The 22,738-nt window shown below is 29.6% G+C and carries 26 protein-coding genes; all 26 read left to right on the top strand.

Features of this window, described 5'->3' with window-relative positions; genetic code table 11:
• Positions 1-7: 7 nt before the first annotated feature.
• The 26 genes from HYG85_RS01510 (at position 8) to HYG85_RS01385 (ending at position 22,716) form a co-directional block, all read left to right on the top strand.
• Positions 8-1,897, top strand: a complete 1,890-nt coding sequence (locus HYG85_RS01510) for a DUF5696 domain-containing protein (protein ID WP_212691986.1) — start codon at positions 8-10, stop codon at positions 1,895-1,897.
• Positions 1,898-2,193: 296 nt separating this feature from the next.
• The gene (locus HYG85_RS01505; protein ID WP_212691985.1) at positions 2,194-3,063 is read left to right on the top strand and encodes a hypothetical protein; all 870 of its coding nucleotides are present in this window, start codon (positions 2,194-2,196) and stop codon (positions 3,061-3,063) included.
• 19 nt (positions 3,064-3,082) lie between these two features.
• Positions 3,083-3,598: a GNAT family N-acetyltransferase gene (locus HYG85_RS01500; RefSeq protein ID WP_212691984.1), complete on the top strand. Its 516-nt coding sequence runs from the start codon at positions 3,083-3,085 to the stop codon at positions 3,596-3,598.
• A 35-nt stretch (positions 3,599-3,633) separates the two neighbouring features.
• Positions 3,634-4,338, top strand: coding sequence for an HD domain-containing protein (locus HYG85_RS01495; protein ID WP_212691983.1), 705 nt, complete (start codon positions 3,634-3,636; stop codon positions 4,336-4,338).
• Positions 4,339-4,428: 90 nt separating this feature from the next.
• A complete protein-coding gene (locus tag HYG85_RS01490; RefSeq protein ID WP_212691982.1) occupies positions 4,429-5,064 on the top strand; it encodes a hypothetical protein in 636 nt (211 codons plus the stop codon).
• A 1-nt stretch (position 5,065) separates the two neighbouring features.
• Positions 5,066-6,085 (top strand): hypothetical protein, encoded by a 1,020-nt coding sequence (locus HYG85_RS01485; protein WP_212691981.1) that lies wholly within the window; start codon positions 5,066-5,068, stop codon positions 6,083-6,085.
• A 33-nt stretch (positions 6,086-6,118) separates the two neighbouring features.
• A complete protein-coding gene (locus tag HYG85_RS01480; RefSeq protein ID WP_212691980.1) occupies positions 6,119-6,721 on the top strand; it encodes a nitroreductase family protein in 603 nt (200 codons plus the stop codon).
• Positions 6,722-6,806: 85 nt separating this feature from the next.
• A complete protein-coding gene (locus HYG85_RS01475; RefSeq protein WP_212691979.1) occupies positions 6,807-7,661 on the top strand; it encodes an MBL fold metallo-hydrolase in 855 nt (284 codons plus the stop codon).
• 54 nt (positions 7,662-7,715) lie between these two features.
• Positions 7,716-8,339 (top strand): hypothetical protein, encoded by a 624-nt coding sequence (locus HYG85_RS01470; protein ID WP_212691978.1) that lies wholly within the window; start codon positions 7,716-7,718, stop codon positions 8,337-8,339.
• 118 nt (positions 8,340-8,457) lie between these two features.
• The gene (locus HYG85_RS01465; RefSeq protein ID WP_212691977.1) at positions 8,458-9,072 is read left to right on the top strand and encodes a hypothetical protein; all 615 of its coding nucleotides are present in this window, start codon (positions 8,458-8,460) and stop codon (positions 9,070-9,072) included.
• Between the two features lie 181 nt (positions 9,073-9,253).
• Positions 9,254-9,940 carry a flavodoxin family protein gene (locus HYG85_RS01460; RefSeq protein WP_212691976.1) on the top strand — a complete coding sequence of 229 codons (687 nt, stop codon included), beginning with the start codon at positions 9,254-9,256 and terminating at the stop codon, positions 9,938-9,940.
• A 32-nt stretch (positions 9,941-9,972) separates the two neighbouring features.
• Entirely contained in the window at positions 9,973-10,452 is a 480-nt protein-coding gene (locus tag HYG85_RS01455) for a hypothetical protein (RefSeq protein WP_212691975.1), read from the top strand.
• Positions 10,453-10,533: 81 nt separating this feature from the next.
• Positions 10,534-11,376 carry a P-loop NTPase family protein gene (locus tag HYG85_RS01450; protein ID WP_212691974.1) on the top strand — a complete coding sequence of 281 codons (843 nt, stop codon included), beginning with the start codon at positions 10,534-10,536 and terminating at the stop codon, positions 11,374-11,376.
• Between the two features lie 48 nt (positions 11,377-11,424).
• Positions 11,425-11,628 (top strand): DUF4177 domain-containing protein, encoded by a 204-nt coding sequence (locus tag HYG85_RS01445; RefSeq protein ID WP_212691973.1) that lies wholly within the window; start codon positions 11,425-11,427, stop codon positions 11,626-11,628.
• Between the two features lie 43 nt (positions 11,629-11,671).
• Positions 11,672-12,709 (top strand): serine hydrolase domain-containing protein, encoded by a 1,038-nt coding sequence (locus tag HYG85_RS01440; RefSeq protein WP_212691972.1) that lies wholly within the window; start codon positions 11,672-11,674, stop codon positions 12,707-12,709.
• A gap of 106 nt (positions 12,710-12,815) precedes the next feature.
• Positions 12,816-13,583: an IclR family transcriptional regulator gene (locus HYG85_RS01435; RefSeq protein WP_113671073.1), complete on the top strand. Its 768-nt coding sequence runs from the start codon at positions 12,816-12,818 to the stop codon at positions 13,581-13,583.
• A gap of 237 nt (positions 13,584-13,820) precedes the next feature.
• Positions 13,821-14,663 carry a 5-dehydro-4-deoxy-D-glucuronate isomerase gene (kduI, locus tag HYG85_RS01430; RefSeq protein WP_113671072.1) on the top strand — a complete coding sequence of 281 codons (843 nt, stop codon included), beginning with the start codon at positions 13,821-13,823 and terminating at the stop codon, positions 14,661-14,663.
• 49 nt (positions 14,664-14,712) lie between these two features.
• Entirely contained in the window at positions 14,713-15,471 is a 759-nt protein-coding gene (gene kduD, locus HYG85_RS01425) for a 2-dehydro-3-deoxy-D-gluconate 5-dehydrogenase KduD (protein WP_212691971.1), read from the top strand.
• 197 nt (positions 15,472-15,668) lie between these two features.
• The gene (locus HYG85_RS01420; protein WP_212691970.1) at positions 15,669-17,150 is read left to right on the top strand and encodes an NADP-dependent glyceraldehyde-3-phosphate dehydrogenase; all 1,482 of its coding nucleotides are present in this window, start codon (positions 15,669-15,671) and stop codon (positions 17,148-17,150) included.
• Positions 17,151-17,290: 140 nt separating this feature from the next.
• Positions 17,291-17,965 carry a TetR/AcrR family transcriptional regulator gene (locus HYG85_RS01415; RefSeq protein ID WP_212691969.1) on the top strand — a complete coding sequence of 225 codons (675 nt, stop codon included), beginning with the start codon at positions 17,291-17,293 and terminating at the stop codon, positions 17,963-17,965.
• A 15-nt stretch (positions 17,966-17,980) separates the two neighbouring features.
• A complete protein-coding gene (locus tag HYG85_RS01410) occupies positions 17,981-18,871 on the top strand; it encodes an ABC transporter ATP-binding protein (protein ID WP_212691968.1) in 891 nt (296 codons plus the stop codon).
• A complete protein-coding gene (locus HYG85_RS01405; protein WP_212691967.1) occupies positions 18,864-19,664 on the top strand; it encodes an ABC transporter permease subunit in 801 nt (266 codons plus the stop codon). Before HYG85_RS01410 ends, HYG85_RS01405 begins: the two co-directional genes overlap by 8 nt.
• Before the next feature lie 125 nt (positions 19,665-19,789).
• Positions 19,790-20,398 carry a TetR/AcrR family transcriptional regulator gene (locus tag HYG85_RS01400; protein WP_212691966.1) on the top strand — a complete coding sequence of 203 codons (609 nt, stop codon included), beginning with the start codon at positions 19,790-19,792 and terminating at the stop codon, positions 20,396-20,398.
• Positions 20,399-20,460: 62 nt separating this feature from the next.
• A complete protein-coding gene (locus HYG85_RS01395; protein ID WP_212691965.1) occupies positions 20,461-21,315 on the top strand; it encodes an ABC transporter ATP-binding protein in 855 nt (284 codons plus the stop codon).
• Entirely contained in the window at positions 21,312-22,007 is a 696-nt protein-coding gene (locus HYG85_RS01390) for a fluoroquinolone export ABC transporter permease subunit (protein WP_212691964.1), read from the top strand. The genes HYG85_RS01395 and HYG85_RS01390 overlap by 4 nt, the downstream gene beginning before the upstream one ends.
• A gap of 4 nt (positions 22,008-22,011) precedes the next feature.
• The gene (locus HYG85_RS01385; protein WP_212691963.1) at positions 22,012-22,716 is read left to right on the top strand and encodes a hypothetical protein; all 705 of its coding nucleotides are present in this window, start codon (positions 22,012-22,014) and stop codon (positions 22,714-22,716) included.
• The last annotated feature ends 22 nt before the right edge of the window (positions 22,717-22,738 follow it).

Below are 22,738 nucleotides of genomic sequence, written 5' to 3'. Positions count from 1 at the left end.
AATTTAAGTGGTAGAACAACAAACAATAATAAACAATACAGAAAATATAAAAGTGGTATATAATAAAAATGATTTTAGTTTTAATGTGGAAACTCCAAACAAAGTATGGTGTCAAAAAAAAGATTTCAAGCCATATGTTGATATCAGCTATAATGATGAAATACATAGATTATATTTTGAGAATGCTGAATCAATAACACATAAGTCATTTGAAACAGGTATCGGAAGAGGAATCAAATGTCTATTATCAAATTTTAAGATAGGAAAAGAAGAAATAGAACTTTGTTTTGAGATATCTATCTGGATTGATAATATCTACGAAGATATTCATTTTGAATTAATTCCAATTAATGAGGTTCAAGGCATTATTGAAAAAATAGTTTGGCCAGGACCATTTGATTTTAAGAAGAAGGAAAAAAATAATTATACAGTAATACCTATGATGTTAGGGTGTATTATCCCTAATAATTGGGCAAAAGAAGTACATCCAATGGAGAACGGTAGATACTATACAAGAGGTGCATATATGCCATGGTGGGGACAGGTTGAAGATAATAACGGTTATATAGCCATTGCAGAAACTCCTTGGGATGGGGGCTATGAGTTAGTTCATCCAGCTGGAGGCGAAACTAATATAGCTTCTGTTTGGTATCCTTCGCTTGGAGAAATTGGTTATAATAGAAAGATAAAATACTCATTTATGGATGAATGTGATTATAACCGACTATGTAAAGTATATAAAAAATATGTCAAACAGCAAAAAGGTATAGTTACCCTAGAAGAGAAGGCAATCCAAAATCCTAATATTAACCAACTTATAGGTTCGCCTGTTATTCATTCTTTTATTTATAATCACACTGAGCCATCAAGTGATATTTATGATAGGGAGCATCCTGAGAATAATGATGTATTGGTATCTTTTAATGAAAGAGTCAACCAACTAAAAGAGCTAAAGGAAAAGGGTGTAGAAAAAGCATATCTTCATCTTGATGGATGGGGGAAGAGAGGTTATGATAACCTTCATCCTGATGTTTTTCCTCCTTGCAAGCAAGCAGGTGGTTGGCAAGGAATGAAATACATATCTGATACATGTAAGGAATTGAATTATATTTTTGCTATACATGATCAATATAGAGATTATTACCTTGATGCTGAAACCTATAATAAGGAACATGCTATTCATAATAGTGATAATAATATAACTGTAGAGGCTGAATGGGCTGGAGGAAATCAGACTTTCTTATGTACTCAGTTAGCACCTTATTATGTGAAGAGGAACTTTGAGACACAAAAAAAGAATGGTATTGAACTAAATGGAGCCTATCTAGATGTTTTTTCTGTTGTGACACTAGATGAATGTTACCATCAAGAGCACAGAATGAGCAGAAAACAGTGTATGGAAAAGAGAAGAGAATGTTTTAATTATGTAAGCTCAGAAAAAATCTTAATTAGTTCAGAAGAGTGTGTTGATTGGGCTTTACCAAATATGGATTTGGTTCATCATTCACCTATGGCATTGACTGTGCCTCTTGATGGTTGGGATTATACGGGAGATGCAATAGGAATTCCAGTGCCACTGTATACGTTAGTTTATCATGAATGTTTAGTGGTTCCTTGGGCGCTTAAAAAAGGCGGTTGGGGGCTGCCAACATCACAAGATGGATTTTTATATGCATTACTTAATGGTGGAACAGGTTATCTTGATATTGAAGCTGATACTGCCCAGATTGAAAAGAATAAGATTGTGTGTAAGCTTCACGAAAAAATAGCTAAAAAAGAAATGGTTAGACATGAGTTTATTGATGGGTCATTGACAAAACAAAGGTCAGTGTTCTCAGATGGAACGATGGTAGAAGTAGATTTTGAAAATGATACATATTCAATAGGAGAAAAGTAATATTTCTTAAGTATAAAATAAGTATAGATATTTAGTATAAAAAATCCCTGAAGTTATTGGCTTAAGGGATTTTTTAGTGTTAACAAATATTATTTTTGTGAAAATTTAATGTTAATTGACAAAATTTCAACTGATATATATAATTTATTTAAATGTTATTTTGGCAAACCGTAAATTTGGCATTGGTATTATATGGTACATTAACGTGAGACTTTGCAATTAATGTATTTAATGAAATTTACAAGTATGTAACTAGGCAGTATTGATTATATCAAAAATCCATGAGGTGAGAAATAATGAATAATAAAATTAAAATATTTCTGATAACAGGTGTTACAGCTGTATTATTATGTAGCTGCACTAGCAATGAAGATTTAATAAAACAAACAGAAGAGATAAATAATCAGCTGATTGAGGTCAAAAGTGAAAATGCAGAATTGAAAGATAAGATTGATGAACTAAATAAAATCATTAAGAATAATGATATTGTACTAAATGATTTAGAAGAAAAAGAAGAACAAGAAATACAAGAACAAGAAATACAAGAACGAGAACAAGAAGATAAAGATGATGAAGAATACCAGCATAATCATTATCAACAATACCAACTATACCAAGAAGATTTAAGTTATTTAGATACTATTGTTGAAGGTAAAGAAACATTCACTACATATAGGAATATTATAAAGAATTTTGGAGAACCAAAAGAAATAAAAAATATTATAGATGAATCAGGAGCATATCTACACGGTTACTTTGCTCTAGTTTTATATGATGATATTGAATTCGTTATTACATGTTGCGGCGATGCTGAAGACCCATTTTATATTACGGATGATGATAGGGTTACTAGAGTAGATATAACTGGTAATAAGTATGTTTTGAACAAAAGTTATTTTTTGTCCCTAGAAGTTAAAGTAGGTGATTCAGCAGATAAGATAGCAAAACATTATAACAATGAGATTATTGATAGTAGAGATAAGAAAGCTTATAGTATGAATCAAGTAATAGAGGTTTTAAGGGATGATGAAGATAGTTTTAAACAAGAAAGTGGTTTATATTTTTCAGGAACAATGGATACAGGTCTTTGTTTAGGAATGGTTATGTTGATAGATGATAATGGGCTAATAACAAGAATAATAATGGGATTGCCAACAGCAGGATAGAATATTTGGAGGTAAGGTTATGCAAGAGGTTAAATTAGTTGAACCAAGTATATTATATAGGGATTCATTTCTAGAATTTATTGAAGACGTGAAAGAAACAGGTTATGAGTCATATGAGCTTTATACTAAGGCTGAAGAAGATTTTAACGAGTTTATCAAAGACCTTCTTGATTCTAGCAAGGGGATTAATATACCAGAAGGATGGATACCATGTAGCAGCTTTTGGCTTGTAGATGATGTTGGAGAAGTAATTGGAGTAATAAGAATTAGGCATAGTGTTGACAGCGAATTTTTGCAAATGATAGGTCATATCGGTTACGAAATAAAATCTACACATAGAAACAAAGGTTATGGTAGCAAATTACTTGAACTAGGTTTAGTTGAAGCTAGGAAACTTGGATTAGAGGAAGTAATAATAACATGTAATGAAAATAACATAGGCTCCAGAAAAATTATTGAAAAATTCAAAGGCAAATATATAAAATCTATTTTTGATACGGATGATCAAAGAAACTTATTACAGTATAAGATATAATTATGATAATTTCTATTTAAATATGGGAGGATTTAATGGATAAAATAGTGTATAAAGAAGTAGAAAGCTATATGCTTTCATGTATGAATAACAATGATTGTGCTCATGGTTATCAACATATCTACCGTGTATTATATAATGCATTAGAATTAAGTAAGGACTATGAAGTAGATAAGGAAGTTTTGATTGCATCAGCTTTATTACATGATATCGGTAGAGATGCCCAAGAGGAAGAATCAAGCAAGAATCATGCTGCTGTAGGAGCTGCGATGGCTTATAAATATTTGATTACCATAGGTTGGAGTGAAGATAAAGCTAATCATGTGAAAGATTGTATTGCAAAACATAGTCATAGAATAGATAATAAAACTTGTAGTATAGAAGCTAAGTTACTCTATGATGCTGATAAATTAGACATTATTGGATATATAGGTATTTCTAGATTAATAGCTTATAGTGGAATAGTAGCCCAACCTTTATATTCTTTAGATGATAATGGACAAGTTCTATCTGGTGATAATGATGGGAAAAATTCATTTTTTAACGAGTATCATCAGAGTATTAAAAAGGTTAATAATAACTTTTATACTAACAAAGCAAAAATAATTGCTGAGGATAGAATAAAAGATAGAATAAAAGATAGTATACATATATATAATAATTTATTTGATGAAGTTGATAAAACTCATAAAAATGGTTTGAATATGTTAGATGAAATTTTCAATGACAGTAAAATGTAGTGATGATTATATTGGTATAACCAACTTTAACAATTAAAAGAGATAATATTGTAAAGAAATAATAAAACTAATTAAGATAAAGGAGAAAGCATGTATAAAAAATTATATATAGTAATTTTAGTAATTCTAATAGGTATAACTGGATGTAATAAACCTAATAATTTGCCAGAAGAAGTAGAAAAAATCGTTAAGTTAGAGAATAATAATTATCAGTTATGGTATTTTAACATCACATATGACCAATATAAAAATAATATTGAAGGTGTGCTTGATGAATCTAGTATAAATAAAGATGATGAAGTAATATTCGGTCATAATGACGAAAAATATAAAGGAAAAGATTTGATTGGTTTAGATATTGATCAAATAAAAGAATACAGAGCAAAAATGAAGAAATCAGTTCTATGGCTTTATGACATAGATGAATTAAAGGTAGAAGTACAGATTTCAGATGTGTATTATGATGAGAAAGAGGATATTAAATACGTATATACTTTAGCTGAAAAAGTCACCAATAATGAAAAAAATATGGTATTATATACAAATTTCAGATACTCATTTAAACAAATAGATGGAATATGGAAAGTATTCAAGATTGACAAATCCTCAGCTAGCCAAGGAGAAGATAATACTATTCAATTATACGATGAACTAGAATATCTATACCATAACGGAGAACCAATTTCATTTATAAAAACAATAAATCCGTTAACAGGGGGAGAATAATTTGCAAATAGAATTGTCTAGCAAACAAAAGGAGTTTATAGATAAATACATAAAAAAATCAGCTAAAGACATATGGGAAGAAAAGCTGATAAATCTAAAGGGCATAGTACTTAATGGGGAAGAAGATAATCAACAGATAGAAGATAAAATCAACGAATGGATTTTAGTTGACATTAAAGTGGCAGAAGAAAATACTAGACCATATAAATGTGTATGTGGACGTTCATTAAGATATCAATATGTAATTAAACACAGAATACTAGATATAACTTATAATCTTGGTTGCGAATGTGTTAAAAAGTATACCGGTATAGATAGTAAATTAGTGAACAGAGTATTACTGAAAAAAGAAGAACTAAACAGTATGGTTGATGAAATAATAAGAAAGTTAAACGAATCAGAAATTGATAGACAACTGTATTTGTTGGATTACGATGAGATACCCAATATGATTAGACAACAATTATTGATTGGTCTACCATTAACCGATAAACAATTGGAAAAAGTTTTTAAGGTTATAGGTAAAGATAATAATAAAAAGAATTATCATAAAAAAGTACATAATGTAATGCAAGAATTAACCAAAGAACAACTAGAATTTTTGAATAAATTGAATTACGAAGATAAACAACCACTAATTATATCACTAATGGATGGTAAAAAAATATATAATATGGATGAACTTAAGGGAGTAGAATTATCTAATATAGCGTTAAGAAAAGTTGAGTTAAACTTACCATTCACAGATAAAGAAATCAGAGATATCAAAAAAGGCAAGAAAACAGAGGATATCAAATATATTGAGATTGCCAGTAAAAAACTTAATAAATCCCAATATGAATTTTGGTGTAGCAGAATGTCTCTTAACCAGAGAAAAGAAACTGCCAAATACATTGTAGAGGGAACAAATATATGTGATAAAAGACTTGTAAGAGGAAAATCCTTAGATAAAAACATAAGAAAGCAAATTCAATTAGGTATTCCATTGACAGAAAAACAGAAGAAAAGTCTAGACATATAGCATTATAAATAAAAAAATATAAGGGAGGATTATATGGAATTAAGAGAGGTTATGAGAAAAAGAAGGTCGGCTAGAAAGTTTCAAGATATTGAAATAAGGGATAGTATTATTAACGACATTTTAGAAAGTGCAAGACTTGCACCTGAGACAGATACTTGTAATTATTATATTGGAGTAATTACAGATGACAAAGTAAAGAATGAAATTGCAAATGCAACGTTATTCGCTGAGTGGGTTGCAGAAGCACCGGTTATCTTTGTTTGCTGTTGTGATATTAGTTGGGATATTGGTGAACAAAAAGATGACGATTATGGTGTTATTGGGAATAAACTTAGATATAGTAAAGAGATAGTTGATTTTTTAAGAGAACATAATAATCGTAAAGCCTGTAAAACCTTAGTACAGAGTACACCAGTTTACATAGCTGCTCAGCATATGATTCTTACTGCTGTTTCCCATGACTTACGTGGGTGTCTAGTAGATTTTATTGATATAGAGAAGATTAATAAAATATTAGGATTACCAGAGCATATAACATGTCAACTTTTAGTACCTATTGGATATCCAGATGAAAAGACAACGCCTAAAAGTAAAGAAAGTAGAGAGGATATGTTTTTTTATAATAAGTGGAAATGATAGAGTATCGCAGATTTTAATTACTATTAAATTAGGTGATTAAATAGTTATTTTAATACTTTTTAAGAGAAAGGAAGCTATAAATATGATTAAGAAATTAACAGATAGAATTTATTATATGCCACATAAAGAGGACACAGATAGACCTTCTCTAGGAGTTATCTGTGGGAATAAGTATAGTTTGGTAGTTGACTCAGGTAACTCTCCAAAACATGCAAAAGAATTTTTAACTGAGCTAGATGCACTAGATATTCCACCATTGAAGTATTTAGCTATTACACATTATCATTGGGATCATATATTTGGAATAAAAGAGATGGGATTAGTGACTATAGCTAATCATAATACAATTGAGAAATTAGAAGAAATAAAAAAATTGAAGTGGGACGATGTATCTTTAGTAGAACATGTTAATGAAGGTAGATTTTCTGATTTTACAATTGAGTGCATTAAAAAAGAAATTACTGATAGATATAATTTTGAAATAGGTGAGTTAGATATTACATATGAGAATAGTATTAAAATAGATCTAGGAGGATTAACATGTATAATCAAATCAATCGGGGGTGACCACACTAACGATGCATCTATGATATATATTCCTGAAGAAAAAGTTTTGTTTTTGGGAGATTGTATTTATGGTGGCATGTACAAAGGTGTATATGGTTATACAAAAGAAAAACTATTTCCAATGATAGATGAAATTCTTGATTGTGATGCAGATCATTATATTGTATCTCATGAGAATATATTTGATAAAGAGGGTATAACAGATTTATTAAAGCAACTAAAAACAGCAGGAGAAATAGTAGGAGAAGATTTATCTAACGAAGAAGCAATAAAAAGATTTTCAGATAAATATAATAGAGTACCTTCTGAAGACGAAAGCTTTTATATGAAATGTTTTGCAGATGTAAATGGAGTGATGTTGAAACAATAGTTATATAGCATTAATATAGTCATTTCAATGAAAGAATAAAATGGGAGTATGAAGATGATTAGAAATGCACCAATATGGGTTAATGAATTATTAGTTGATAGTCTAAGAATAATTTTAGGATTGTTAATTATAATAAATATTATTTTTATTATTATCCTTGTAAGGTATATTATTAAAGGTATTTATTATAAGCATAAAAAACAAGGAAAACATAATGAATATTATAGTAGGAAAAAGATATTTTTATATTCTGGTTTAATCATAGTAACAGCTATAATTATAAGTATTTTCTACTTACCAAGAGAAGTATTACCTAATGATGATTATAGTATTTACAGCATGAATCTACATAAGATTTATCCTATAGAACAAAATCAGTATAACATTAAAGAACTAAGTAAATTAGAAGAATTAGAGAGAATTTTAAAAGATTATAAATGCAAAAGAAGTTTGTTTGGTACAAGTTGTGTGCAACATATGAAAGACTCAAAACCCATATGTTTCAGTCTTATATTGTATAATCAAAATGAAAAGGAAACTTTAGTTGTTAATTTTATAATTGAAAATGATAGGCAAAGAGTATATACGTCAGCTAATATTGATTTTGTATATGATATTGAAAATAAAGATGGTATGTTAGATGATAAAATTTATCGTTTTTTTGAAGAGAATTATTAAGTTATAAAAATAGTAAGCTTAAATATATTAGTTTTACAGTGTTTAATTAGTAAGTAAATTACATATAAATATACATAAGCTGTTAGCTGATAGAATACAATTTTTAGGAGATGTATGTATGTTTAAGTTTTTATCTAAGAAATACGCTAAGAAACATAAGAAACAAGAGATTATACCATTGAAAACACAGTTAGAAAAATTAGAGGAAGTTGGAATAAGAATTAATCCAGATATTGACAGTAATCACCTCTTTAATGTTTTTGATAAGGAAGAATATGAAGAAGATCCGTATGGTTCTTTGTTAATAGCATTAGGTTGTGAAGTTGAAACTTCAAAAGATTGTGGGAAACCCATATCAAAAAATATATGGTATTTAGATACAGAGTGTATTGAAGATACAGGGGATTATGTAAGAGTCATGGAAAAAATAGCTTGTTTAGCTCATGATAACCTGCCATTATCTAAAATACATGACTATATAGATATGGATAAAAGCGAAGCATGGATTGCGTTTAATTTAGGAGAAGAAACATATAAATGGAACTTAGAATTTAATGATGATTGGCTGGATGTGAGAATATTTTCCATGGTTAACAAGCTGTTGTTAAGCAAAGACAGTACAAGTCAATTTGTTATATCAGTATTGGACCAATCTATATTAATAGCTTTTTTAGAAAATGATAAAATTGATGATTTTAATAAAATATCCAAATACATTTTTGAAATAGTTTAACTTTCACTAGGTAGAGATGCTATACCAAAAGATAGGACATTAAAAACACTTTGTACTGAGTACAGGTTTGAAATTGATAAGATACTAGATGATGAATTCTTCTTTTTCAGCTGTACTAAAATGCAGTGAAGAAAACTATATTTTTAACTAAATAATCTCAAAATGAGGTGACTGATAATGAATGTTAATATATGGGACTGAGAGAAAAGGCTGTACATATAATATCGCCCAGGAAGTAATAAAACAGATAGAAGACGCAAATGTAACTGAGATTTTTCTTCCTAGAGATTTGCCAGAGTTTTGTATATCTTGTTTAAGATGTTTCAGTGAAGAAAAAGGTACATGCACACATAGCAATTATACTAATCCAATTCGTCAAAAATTATTATCAACAGATTTAATCATTTTGACTTCGCCAGTGTACTCATATCATGTAACAGGCCAAATGAAAGTTTTTCTGGATCATTTTGCTAATATGTGGATTGTCCATCGTCCCGAAAAGAATATGTTTCATAAACAAGGTTTAGTTATAGCCACTGGAAGTGGACCTGTTTATAATCACAGTTTGAAAGAAATGAAAGATAGTCTGGATTTTTGGGGAGTTGCTAAAACCTATAAAATGGGCTTTGCTGTTTATGAAACAAGGTGGAAGTGCGTATCGGTAAAAATAAAAAATAAAATTACTAAGAAAGCAAAAAAGGTAGCTAAAAAAATTCAAAAAAATAATGGTAAAGTTAAGCCTTGCTTCAGAGTACGTAAATGGTTTTTCGTTAGTAAAATGATGCAAAAGTACATAGGTTCTAATCCGCCAGATGTTGAATATTGGAGAGAACAAGGATGGTTAGGTAGAGAGCGACCATGGAGGTAATTATAGTTGAAAAATGAAAGGGGTTTACAATTATGAATAACACATTAAATGATTTTTTTAATGGTTTGAATGATGATGATAAGGAGATCTATTCAGAAATAGCAGACTTTGCATATGAACTAGGTTATAAACCCAAAAGAGCAAGAACTAAAGATATTAACTATGTATTTACTAATAATAAGACAAAAATACATCTTTTAAAATTCTCATATACGGATGGTCAGCCTAAATTAAAGCTGAAATATTTTGCAACTGACAATTATTCTGAATTTTTTCATGAAGCTATAAAAAATACTATTGAAGAATTTAATTTTAAGTATACTGGTTGTTATAAATGTGGGAGATGTAAAGATAAACCATTAGGATATATATATGAATATCCTGATGGTAAAAAATATTTTAGGTGTGGTAGAGAGTTGATATGTTTACCCCCTCTTACACAAAATGAAGTTCCAGAAATTCTTAAGTTACTTAAAACACAGCATGGATATCATTTATTAAATAATGAATAGAAAGTATAGAAGAAAGAATTTTTTATATTAAACTGATTCAGATAGGTGTTAGATTAGGAGATATTAGAAGGGTGATAGGTAATGAGGACAAAATTAATTTTAGTTGAAGGATTGCCAAGTTCGGGTAAATCAACTATAGCAGAGATAACTGATGAGATTCTTAATGAAATTGGTATAGAGCGAAAACTTTATAAAGAAGGAAACTTAGATCATCCTGCTGATTATGACGGAGTAGCTTGTTTTAATCACAAAGAGTATAATGAACTAGTTGCTAAGTACAATAAATATTCTCAATTGATTCAAAAGGATCTAATACAAAAAGGAAATGATTATTTTTTACCATATGCTAAATTATTGAATGACACATCATATCCAAGTGAATTAATTAATGATATAACAAAATATGATATATATGAATTATCACTAGATAGACATATAGATTTGATTTTAAAGAAATGGGAACATTTTGTACATAGTGTTATACATGATAAGTTTACTTATATTTTTGAATGCTGTTTTATGCAAAATCCAATAACAGTCAGCATGTTACGAGATAATAGTCCTAAGGAAAAAACAATAAATTATATTAAAAGATTGACTAAAATCATTGAACCATTGAATCCTATTTTGTTATATGTTAATCAAATGTATATTGAGAAGTCATTCAAAAAAGTATTGAATGAAAGACCTGAATCATGGTTAAAAGGATTCATTGATTATTACACAAAAAGAGGATTTGGCAAAGAAAATGAGATGAATGGCATAGAAGGAACTATAGAAGTATTAAGAGCAAGAAAAAAATTAGAGCTGGAAATATTTTATTTACTAGAAATGGATAAATGGATTATTGATAATTCATCTTATGATTTTAATAATACTAAGGATGAACTAATGAATATAATCACAAAGCATTATAATAAGTAGTTCAATAAGGATATTTAGACTAGCAAACGTTAACTTTTGGAAGATAAAATGGAAGGGATGATAATAATGTATGATTATAAATTTATAAGAATTGACATCTCTAAGTGGAACAATAACCCAAAAGAAGATTACAGAGAAATAATTAGAAGAGAAGCCAGGGATGGGTGGGAGCTTGTACAGATATTTGCCCCATCACTAGCTGCTGCAGGATTTAGCAAGTATTTTGAGATAATATTGAAAAGAGAAATGTAATACTAGAAAAGTAATTATAGGGATAAGAAGGGATTTAGTTATTATGGAGAATACAACAATATTAAAGGATCTAGACGAATTAATAGAAAAGGATGATTTTTCAGGTGTGGTTTCAATTAAAAAGCAAGGTAAAATTATCTATGAAAAAGCAAGTGGATATGCAGATCGTGGTAACAGAATAAAAAACAATATAGAAACAAAGTTTGGAATTGCATCAGGTACAAAATTATTCACAGCATTAGCTATAGGAAAATTAATAGATCAAGGTAAGATATCTATGGAAACAAAGGTTTGTGACATAATTGATTATAATTTTGAGCTTTATTCAAAAGATATTACTATTAGACAATTATTAACCCATACATCCGGTATGCCAGATTATTATGATGAAGACAAAATTGATGATTTCGATAATTTTTATGTGGATATACCTTGGTATCATTTAAAAGAGCCAAAAGATTATTTTCCTATTTTTCCTAAAGAAGAGATGAAATTTTTACCAGGAAAATCATTTGCTTACTGTAATGGTGGTTTTGTATTACTAGCAGCAATAGTATCTGAAGTATCAAAAATGACATATAAAGATTTTGTTGAACAGGAAATATTTACAGCTGTTGGGATGACTAACTCAGGATTCTATGCAATGAACAGATTACCTGAAAATACAGCAATTGGTTATGTTAAAGATGATATGGGTTGGCGTACAAATATATATAATCTACCTATAGTTGGTGGTGGTGATGGTGGTGCATTTACTACTATTGGTGATTTATATATACTATGGGAAGCATTATTAAGCAATAAGATTCTATCAAAGGATTTAGTTGATTCATATATTAAACCTTATGTTAAAGCTGAATCAGAAGGTAAAGATACATATTACGGTCATGGAATTTGGGTTTATGAAGAAAAAGGAAAGCCTGTAGAAGAATACATTGTAGGATGTGATGCAGGAATATCTTTCAAATCGGCAATTATTAGAGAAAAAGAAATAACTTATACTGTAATTTCTAATACAGGAAATGGAGCTTGGCCAATATTAAGAGAGATAATAAACTTGGTTTATAACAAAGGGCTTTAAGATTTGTCTATACTTGCTTTGCATACTATAACTATTTACACTAATATCTAAATTTGCTATAATACAAGGAAACATAACTATATTAGAGTTAATGTAGGAGGATATTATGCAAAAAAGTACATTGCAAACAGTAGATAGAGCACTAACTATATTGGAGATATTATCTCAAGAAGTTAATGGCTTGACAGCAAAAGAGATAGAAAATAAGATTGAACTTAATAAAAGTACAATCCACAGATTACTTATGACACTTTTAAACAAAGGTTTTATTGAGAAAAATGAACAAACCAATAGATATATAATTGGTCTTAAGATGGTAGAGCTTAGCAGTATAAGATTAAATAATATTGAACTTAAAACTGAAGCTCTTCCATATCTTAGAGAAATGTCTTATAAACTTAACCAACCTGTTCAACTAGCAACATATCTAGATGGAGATGCAGTTTTCATTGAAAAAATTGAACCAATACACTCTATAAGAATGTACTCACAAATTGGTAAAAGAATACCTATCTATTGTTCATCAGTAGGTAAAGCATTACTGTTACAATGGAGTAATGAAAAAATATTGAAATTATTAGAGGATACTGAATTTACTAGTTTTACTCCTACTACATTATTAGACCCTGAAAAAGTCATTAAAGAGATAGAACAAGCTAGGGTAGAAGGCTTTGCTATAGATAATGAAGAGCATGAAGTAGGGATTTATTGTATTGCTTCACCTATATATGACTATAGAGGAGAAATAATTGCAGCGGTAAGTACTGCAGGAACAAATAAAGAGTTCCTAGAAAATAAAGATGCTGAAATAATTCGTGTAGTTAAAAATACTGCTGAAAAAATTTCTAAACGTATGGGGTATAGAGCTAAATAGATTTAATTAAGAGTATTTGTTTGCATTATTTTTGCATTAATTTTAAATTATAGATATTTTTATTATGATTAAGAAGCAGGAGCTTCTTTTAAAATTACCCTTTGATAGTTTCATATAATGAAACATGGTATTATTAAATGAAATATAGTTGACATTACTTGGTGTCAATGATAAAATGTATATATAGTGAAAATGAGTTTCATATAGTGAAACTAATATAGAAAGGATGAAAATATAATGGAAATAAGACAACCATCAAATTCAAGAGATGCTAAGCATTATACTACAGATAGACTTAGAGAAGAATTCTTAATTGAAGAATTATTCGTTACAGGAAAAATTAAACGTGTTTATAGTCACATAGATAGAATTATAACTATGGGTATCTGCCCAGGGGATAAGGCTATCACTTTAGATGAAAACTTGGACGTATGGAAGAACTTAGGAACTAATTCTTTCTTAGAAAGAAGAGAATTAGGAGTTATAAATATAGGTGGAAAAGGTCAAATCACTGTTGACGGAGAAGTATACAAATTAAATGAGCGTGACGGACTATATGTAGGTATGGGAGCTAAAGAAGTTTTATTTACTAGCGATGACCCAAAAAATCCTGCTAAATTCTATAGCTTAAGTGCACCAGCTCACAAAACATACAAAAATGTACATATCGACATTACTAATGCAAAACAAGTTAACTTAGGTTCAGACGAATCTTGTAACAAGAGAACTATATATCAATACATTCATCCAGAAGTAATGGAAAGCTGTCAATTATCAATGGGTCTTACTAAGATGGCTCCAGGAAACGTATGGAATACAATGCCAGCACATACTCATGAAAGAAGAATGGAAGTATATGTATACTTTGACATTCCAGAAGATTCAGTAGTATTCCATTACATGGGAGAACCAACTGAAACAAGACATATCGTTATGAAGAATGAACAAGCTGTTATTTCACCAAGCTGGTCAATCCATTCAGGTTGTGGAACAAGTGCCTATACTTTCATTTGGGGTATGGTTGGAGAAAATAAAGCTTTTGATGATATGGATCACTTAAAGATTACTGACTTAAAATAATTGGTAGAATAGATATTCCTAGAAAACACAATATTAGGAGGTAAATAAAATGGCAAATAAATTTACATTAGAAGGAAAAGTGGCTATAGTTACAGGTTGTAGTACTGGTCTTGGTCAAGGAATGACATTAGGACTTGCAGAAGCAGGAGCAGACATTGTTGGTGTTGATTATGTTGACGCACCTGAAACACAAGAAAAAGTAGAAGCGTTAGGTAGAAAATATTTAGGAATAAAAGCTAACTTACTTACAACAGAGCCTATTCAAGGTATCGTAGATCAGACTGTAGAAAAATTTGGTAGAGTAGATATTCTTATAAATAATGCAGGTATCATTCGTAGAGAAGATTCTATTAACTTTACAGAAAAAGATTGGGATGACGTTATGAACATTAACGTGAAAACAGTATTTTTCTTCAGTCAAGCAGTAGCAAAACAATTCATGAAACAAAAATCAGGCGGAAAAATCATTAATATTGCATCAATGCTTTCATTCCAAGGAGGTATCAGAGTTCCTTCTTATACAGCAAGTAAAAGCGGTGTAATGGGTATTACTAGATTATTAGCTAATGAATGGGCAAAAGAGAATATTAATATTAATGCAATCGCACCAGGTTACATGGATACTAATAATACTGCTGCTTTAAAAGCAGACCCAGTTAGAAGTAAAGCAATACTTGATAGAATACCTGCAAATAGATGGGGATTACCTTCTGATTTAGCTGGTCCAGTTGTATTCTTGGCTTCAGAAGCAGGAAGTTATGTAAATGGTTATACATTAGCTGTTGATGGTGGATGGTTAGCTAGATAAGACATATACTACATAGTTATAATAAACATAAAAATTATTAATACTTCAAAAAAAGCTTATTCTATAACAGGATAAGCTTTTTGTTTATGATTCACAAGAAAATAATATTTACAATTCTTCTTATTAAAGTGCATATTACACATTATAAAAGAAAATAATACTACCAAGCAAATAATGAAAGTTGTGAGGTGGTAATAATGTTTGAAGACATAAAAGATAACAATATCTATAAAAATCTTTATGATGGACAATGGGTCAGTTCTGCTTCCAATAATTTTATAACCATTAATTCTCCTATTAATGAAGAAGAAGTTGGAAAAATTCAAGCTATGACAGGAGAAGAAGTAGATAAAGTAGTTTCAAAGGCTCAGAGTTCTTTTGGTGTATGGGCAGATAAACCAGTTAGTGAGAGAGCTGATATCATTCATAAATCAGCAGCAATACTAGAAGAAAATTCAGAAGAAATAGCAAATATATTAACTAAAGAAATAGCGAAGGATATAAAGAGTGCAAGATCTGAAGTTATTAGGACTGTTGATTTTATAAGATTTACAGCTGATGAAGGTAAAAGAATACAAGGAGAAACTCTTCAAGGTGATGGTTTTCATGGATTTTCAAAAGACAAATTGGCTTTTGTTACAAGAGAATCAGTAGGAGTAGTCCTAGCAATATCACCTTTTAATTATCCAGTCAACCTTTCAGCATCAAAGATAGCACCAGCATTAATGGCGGGGAATAGCGTAGTTTTCAAACCTCCCACTCAAGGTTCTATTAGTGCATTATATCTAGCAAAGGTATTTCAAGCAGCTGGGTTGCCTAATGGTGTACTTAACACAATAACAGGTAAAGGCTCTGAAATAGGAGATTATATAATAAAACACAAGGAGATTGATTTAATAAACTTTACTGGCAGCAGTGAAGTTGGTAGACATATATCAGAAGTGACATCTATGGTACCAAGTATCATGGAATTAGGAGGAAAGGATGCAGCAATAGTATTAAAGGATGCTGATCTAGAACATGCGGCTAATAATATAGTAAAAGGAGCTTTCAGTTACTCAGGGCAAAGATGTACAGCATTAAAAAGAGTTCTTGTATTAGAAAGCATTGCAGATCGACTAGTAGATCTTATAACTGAATATGTATCAAAATTAAAAGTAGGAAATCCTTTTGATGATGTAACAATAACACCACTCATCAACAATAAGGCGGCTGATTTTGTTCAAGGGTTAATTGATGATGCTATAGATAAAGGTGCAACATTAAAAATAGGTAACAAGAGAGAAGGAAATCTATTATATCCAACTGTATTTGATAATGTCACAACTGATATGAGAATCGCATGGGAAGAACCTTTTGGGCCAGTACTTCCTATAATTAGAGTAAAAAATATTGATGAAGCTGTTGATATAGCCAATGCATCTGAATATGGATTACAATCTTCAATCTTCACTAATGATATAGATGATGCGTTTCATATCGCAAGGTTATTGGAAGTGGGTACAGTTCAAATAAATAATAAAACAGAAAGAGGACCTGATCATTTCCCATTCTTGGGAGTAAAATCATCAGGTATGGGTACACAAGGTATCAGGTATAGTATTGAGGCAATGAGTAGACCAAAAGCGATTGTTGTAAATCTTAGGGAAAGAAGCGATAAAGTAGGACAGGTTAAATAATAGAGTTAGGAATGTGAGGGCTATTAACAATTATTAATTATAGCCCTTTTTTCTATATAATCCTTTACAAAAGAATTAAAAAAGTGTAAAATAAAAAATATACAGACCGACAGTCGGTTTGTTGTCGGAAGGAGGTTTATATGGATTTAAAACAGAATATAATAAGAACGGCATATAAACTATTTGCTGAGAAAGGTTATGAAAAGACAACTGTATCAGAGATAATTGAGTCAGTAGGAAGTTCTAAAGGTGGATTTTATCATCATTTCAAATCAAAAGATGAAGTTCTTGAAGCAATAACCATTAATTATATAAAAGATTTAGTCAGATATTATGAAAAGATGCAAGAAAAAAATGTTGAATCCACAATTGAATCATTAAATAATGTTTTTATTACCATCAATAAATGTAAAGCAAGCAAGATAGAAGAATGGCCAGAGATTGGTAAGATATATTCTTTTAAAGGAAACAACACTATTTTGAGAAAGATGGCAGAAGAATTTGAAATAGTTACAACACAACTTTACAAAAAATTGATCATACAAGGCAATGAAGAGGGTATATTCAATGTAAAATATCCAGAGTATTTAGCAGGATTATGGACGAGAGAATTAATAAGAATTTATGGTATTATACCTCAGATTATTATGTCAAAGGATGAACAGAAATATGTTGAATTCACAGAATTACTTGAGTTCAGTGAAGAATTAATAAATGGTGCATTAGGTTTTGATACAAATAAGATTAAGATAAAAGAGGAAGCATTGTCTTATGTAAAATATTGCAGAGATCAACTCAGTAAACAGGATAATTAAAAGGGAGGTAGTTGAATGATAGAAGTTAAAAATCTCACACAGATCTATAAGAGTGGAAAAGGTGTCTTTGATTTGAACTTCACAATTAAGGAAGGAGAAGTTTTTGGCTATATTGGTCCTAATGGTGCTGGAAAAACAACAACCATAAGAAACCTGCTTGGGTTCGCCAATCCAACAAAAGGCAGTGCAGTAATTAATGGAATCAATTGTCGAAAAGAAGCGGCAAAACTTCAAAATACTATTGGTTATCTTCCAGGAGAGATTACTTTCTTTGAGAATATGAAAGGTATGGAATTCCTTAGATTCATGTGTGAAATGCGTCATACCAAGGATTTATCAAGACGTGATGAGCTTATAGAGCTATTTGAATTAGATACAAAAGGTAAAATAAAAAAGATGTCAAAAGGTATGAAACAGAAATTAGGGATAGTGACAGCATTTATGCATGACCCATCTATATATATCTTAGATGAACCAACAAGTGGATTGGACCCTCTCATGCAGAATTTATTTATGAATCTATTGGATAGAGAAAAAGAAAGAGGTAAAACAATAATGATGTCTTCACATATTTTTGAGGAAGTTCAAAGAGTTTGTGATAGAGCAGGCATCATAAAAGATGGTAGAATTGTTGCTGTTGAAGATGTTCAATCTCTTAATGCTATGAAACAGGAAACTTTTATCATTAGATTATCTAACAAAAATGATGTAAGTAAGCTTATGAATAATAAACTGGATGTGAAAAAAATAACAGATAAAAAGGTTAAAATTACAGTAAATAACAATTACAAGGAGTTCTTCAAGATTTTATCTGATTGTAGTGTGATTGGATTAGAAGCTGAGCAACAATCACTTGAAAATGTATTTATGAAATACTATGGGAAGGATGGTGTTACTCATGAATAAGACATTGTTCAAAGCAACATTCAAGGCAAATTGGGGTATAGGATTATTTTTTACGCTTTTCATACTTATGTATGTAACTATAAGTATAGTTATGTTTGATCCTGATAGTGCAGAAACAATAGAAAGTATGCTGGCATTGATGCCTGAGGGAATGTTAAAAGCCTTTGGATTTGATAATCTAGGTACGGATTTAACTGGTTATCTTGCACATTATCTTTATGGATTTATTTTTCTAGTATTTCCAATGATATATACAATAATCATAGGTAATAAATTGATTGCAAAACATGTTGATAATGGATCAATGGCTTATATATTAACAACACCTAATACTCGTATTAGAATAGCTGTAACTCAAGCTGTTTATCTGGTAAGTAGTATAGCTGCCATTTTCATAATAAATGTAGGTATAGGTATTGCTATTAGTGAATCCATGTTCGGAGGACATCTTGATATAGGTAAATTCATTGCTCTAAATTTAGTGACTTATCTAGCCACAATGGTTGTCAGTGGTATAGTATTCTTATTCTCATGTTTATTCAATGAATCAAGAAATGCTCTTGCCTTTGGAGGGGGAATAGCAGCTTTATTCTTGATATTTAGGATGCTCATGGGAATAAGTGAAGATATATCATGGTTAAAATATTTCACTATTTATTCATTTGTAGATATTGAAGAAATCTTAAGCAGTTCAAGCTATGCTGCTATGACAAGTTTGATTTTATTAGGTATAAGCGGTATACTTTACTTTGCAGCGATAATTATTTTTGACCGTAGAAGTCTATCAATATAAAAATTAGCAAAAGTTATAGGGGCTGTAGGATAATATTTTATTTACAGCCCCATCTTAATTAGGATAATAAATTATTGACACATATTACAAACTATAGTATATTAATAAATAACAGGTGATTTTTAATGCAGATAAAAAAAGATGAAGTGAAAAACGCTATTATTAAAAGTGGAGAAAAAGAATTTTTGGAAAAAGGATATGAGAAAGCTTCTATTAGAAAAATAGTAAAGCAAGCAGGAACTACTATTGGTAATTTCTATAACTATTTTGATAATAAAGAGGCTCTATTTGAGGTACTTGTAAAAAATGAATATGACAAGTTCATATATTTTATCCATAATCATGATAAGATAGAAAGACCTGATTATTTATGGCAAATATCTAATCCGTCAAAGTGGAGAGTAGTACTTTCAGAACTCTTAGGTAAAGTGGTTCCTAATTTTGGTATAGGTTTGATTATATTATTAGATTGCAGCGAAGGTACCAAATTCGCTAATTGCAAGAATGAGTTGGTTAATCTTATTAAAAACCATTTTATTGAGCATATGGAGAAATATAATAAGGAATACAGTTCTATTGAGATTGGAGATATAATTTCTGAACAGTTGATAGATGGAATTATTAAAATTCTTAGAAATAATAATAATCCTGACTTAAAACATAAATTAATAACTGAATATATCCTGTTCTACATGATTGGAACAATGGGACTTATACGGGACTTCAACTTTTAATTTTTTTATCCTAATAAAGAACACTTGATTTTTATTAAAATTACTTAAATGGAGGACTGTATATGATAATAGCAAATGATTTAATCTTTACATATCCAAAGACCAATAAATTAGCAGTTAACAAAGTGAATTTTCATATAGATAAAGGAGAAATATTTGGTTTTCTAGGACCTAGTGGAGCTGGTAAAACAACAACTCAAAAATTAATCATTGGTTTGTTAAGAGGGTATAGGGGACATATAAACGTACTAGGTAAAGAGAGAAATAAATGGAGCAAAGATTTCTTTGAAGATATAGGAGTGGCATTTGATTTTCCAAATCTATATCTAAAATTAACTGCTAAAGAAAATCTGGATCTTATTGGATCATACTATAAAAATACAAAATCTGATATTAATAATTTATTAGATAGAGTAGGGTTATTGAAAGATAAAGATAAAAAGGTAGAAGGATTTTCAAAAGGGATGAAAATGAGACTTAATTTTATAAGAGCACTAATTCATAGTCCTAAGCTGCTGTTTTTTGACGAACCAACGTCTGGGCTAGATCCCGTCAATGCAAAAATTATAAAAGATATTATATTAGAATTAAAAGGACAAGGAAAAACCATATTTTTGACAACCCATAATATGACTGTGGCAGAGCAATTATGTGATAGAATAGCCCTTATTGTAGATGGTAGTATAAAAGTAATTGATACCCCTAAGAATCTTATGATAAAAAATGGGCGTAATACTATTAAGTTAGAATATGTAGAAGGCAATCGATTAAATACTAAAGAATATGAGTTAGACACAATCAATAGCAACTCAGAATTTTTGAAAATCATTCAGACCAAAAAAATTAAGACTATACATAGTGGAGAGGCTACATTAGAAGATGTATTCATTGATCTAACAGGGAGGAAATTGATATGAGAATGACAGGAGCATTGAAGACAGATTTTAAATTCCAGATGAAGCAGGGATTTTATATTATTTACCTTTTTTTAACTATTATCTATATGGTGATTTTGTCTATGATTTCTAAAGAATTCAAGAATATCATTTTACCGATCATAGTATTTTCAGATCCATCTGTAGTCGGATTTTTCTTTATTGGAGGCATAATCATGTTGGAAAAATTACAGGGAATCATTAATTATATTGTAGTGACTCCTCTTAGTATAAAAGAATATATTTTATCCAAGGTATTTACCTTATCCTTATTGGCGGTTATTGCAGGAGAAGCAATAACTTTTGTCTCCATAAATTCTACAAGTGTCAATAATATAATATTGGCAATAGGTATTTTTATATCATCTGTTTTCTTTATTCTAATAGGTATTATTGTAGTAGTAGGATGTAAAACACTTAATCAATATATGGTTAAGATGATACCATTCCTGATGCTGCTTATAATTCCATGTATTTCTATTGTAGATTTCAAGTTTTCATATATATTGACTGTAATTCCTAGTGTAGCAGGGTTTAGAATCGTATATGGTGCTTTTAATGATTGGAATATTATTGAAGCGATAGGTCTTATAGCATATGTAGTAATTATTGATTATCTTTTATTGCGCAAAGTTGAAAAAATATTTGAAAACAAAATAGTATATGGAGGTTAGAGCAATGATTAGTTGTGAGCATATAAAGGCAGACTATAAGCAGATTTTTAGAGAAAAAATAATGTTCTTGCTTTTTATTTTACCAGTAATATTAATATGTTTGTTGAAAATTTTATTGATAATTACTCCAATCTATACAGAAGAATATTTAAATATTGATGTTACAGATTATCACAGCTATATAATATCTGTAATATTTTTGATGATTCCATCATTGATTGGGACAGTTACAGGGTTTATGATGTTAGATGATAAAGATGGTAAGATATATGAACTTATGTCAGTAACACCTATTGGCAGAAACGGATATTTATATAACAGGCTATCCATCCCAATAATAATTACATTCATATACAGTTTTTTGATAAGATTAGTTATAGGTATAGCTTCTATTAGTTATGGAACAACCTTATTGATAAGTATTCTAATAAGCATACAAACAATAATCATCGGATTAATAATGTTTGATATAGCAGATGACAAGGTAAAAGGATTAACATACGCAAAAGGACTTAATATCATTATGATATTTGGGTTGGCTGACCTATTAAATAATGAATCTGTAATCTATATAGCAAGGTTGTTTCCATCATATTGGATTACAAGGTTAATAAAATCCCCAAGCTTTTCTAATATAATAATGTCATTTTGTATTCATTTATTATGGTTATTCATAATACTAGGCAGATTTTATAAGAAAAAGAAATAAATATTAACATTAATACCATAAT

This window comes from Vallitalea guaymasensis, assembly GCF_018141425.1.
GTDB lineage: Bacteria > Bacillota > Clostridia > Lachnospirales > Vallitaleaceae > Vallitalea > Vallitalea guaymasensis.
This window is presented reverse-complemented; position numbering and strand designations above follow the sequence as displayed.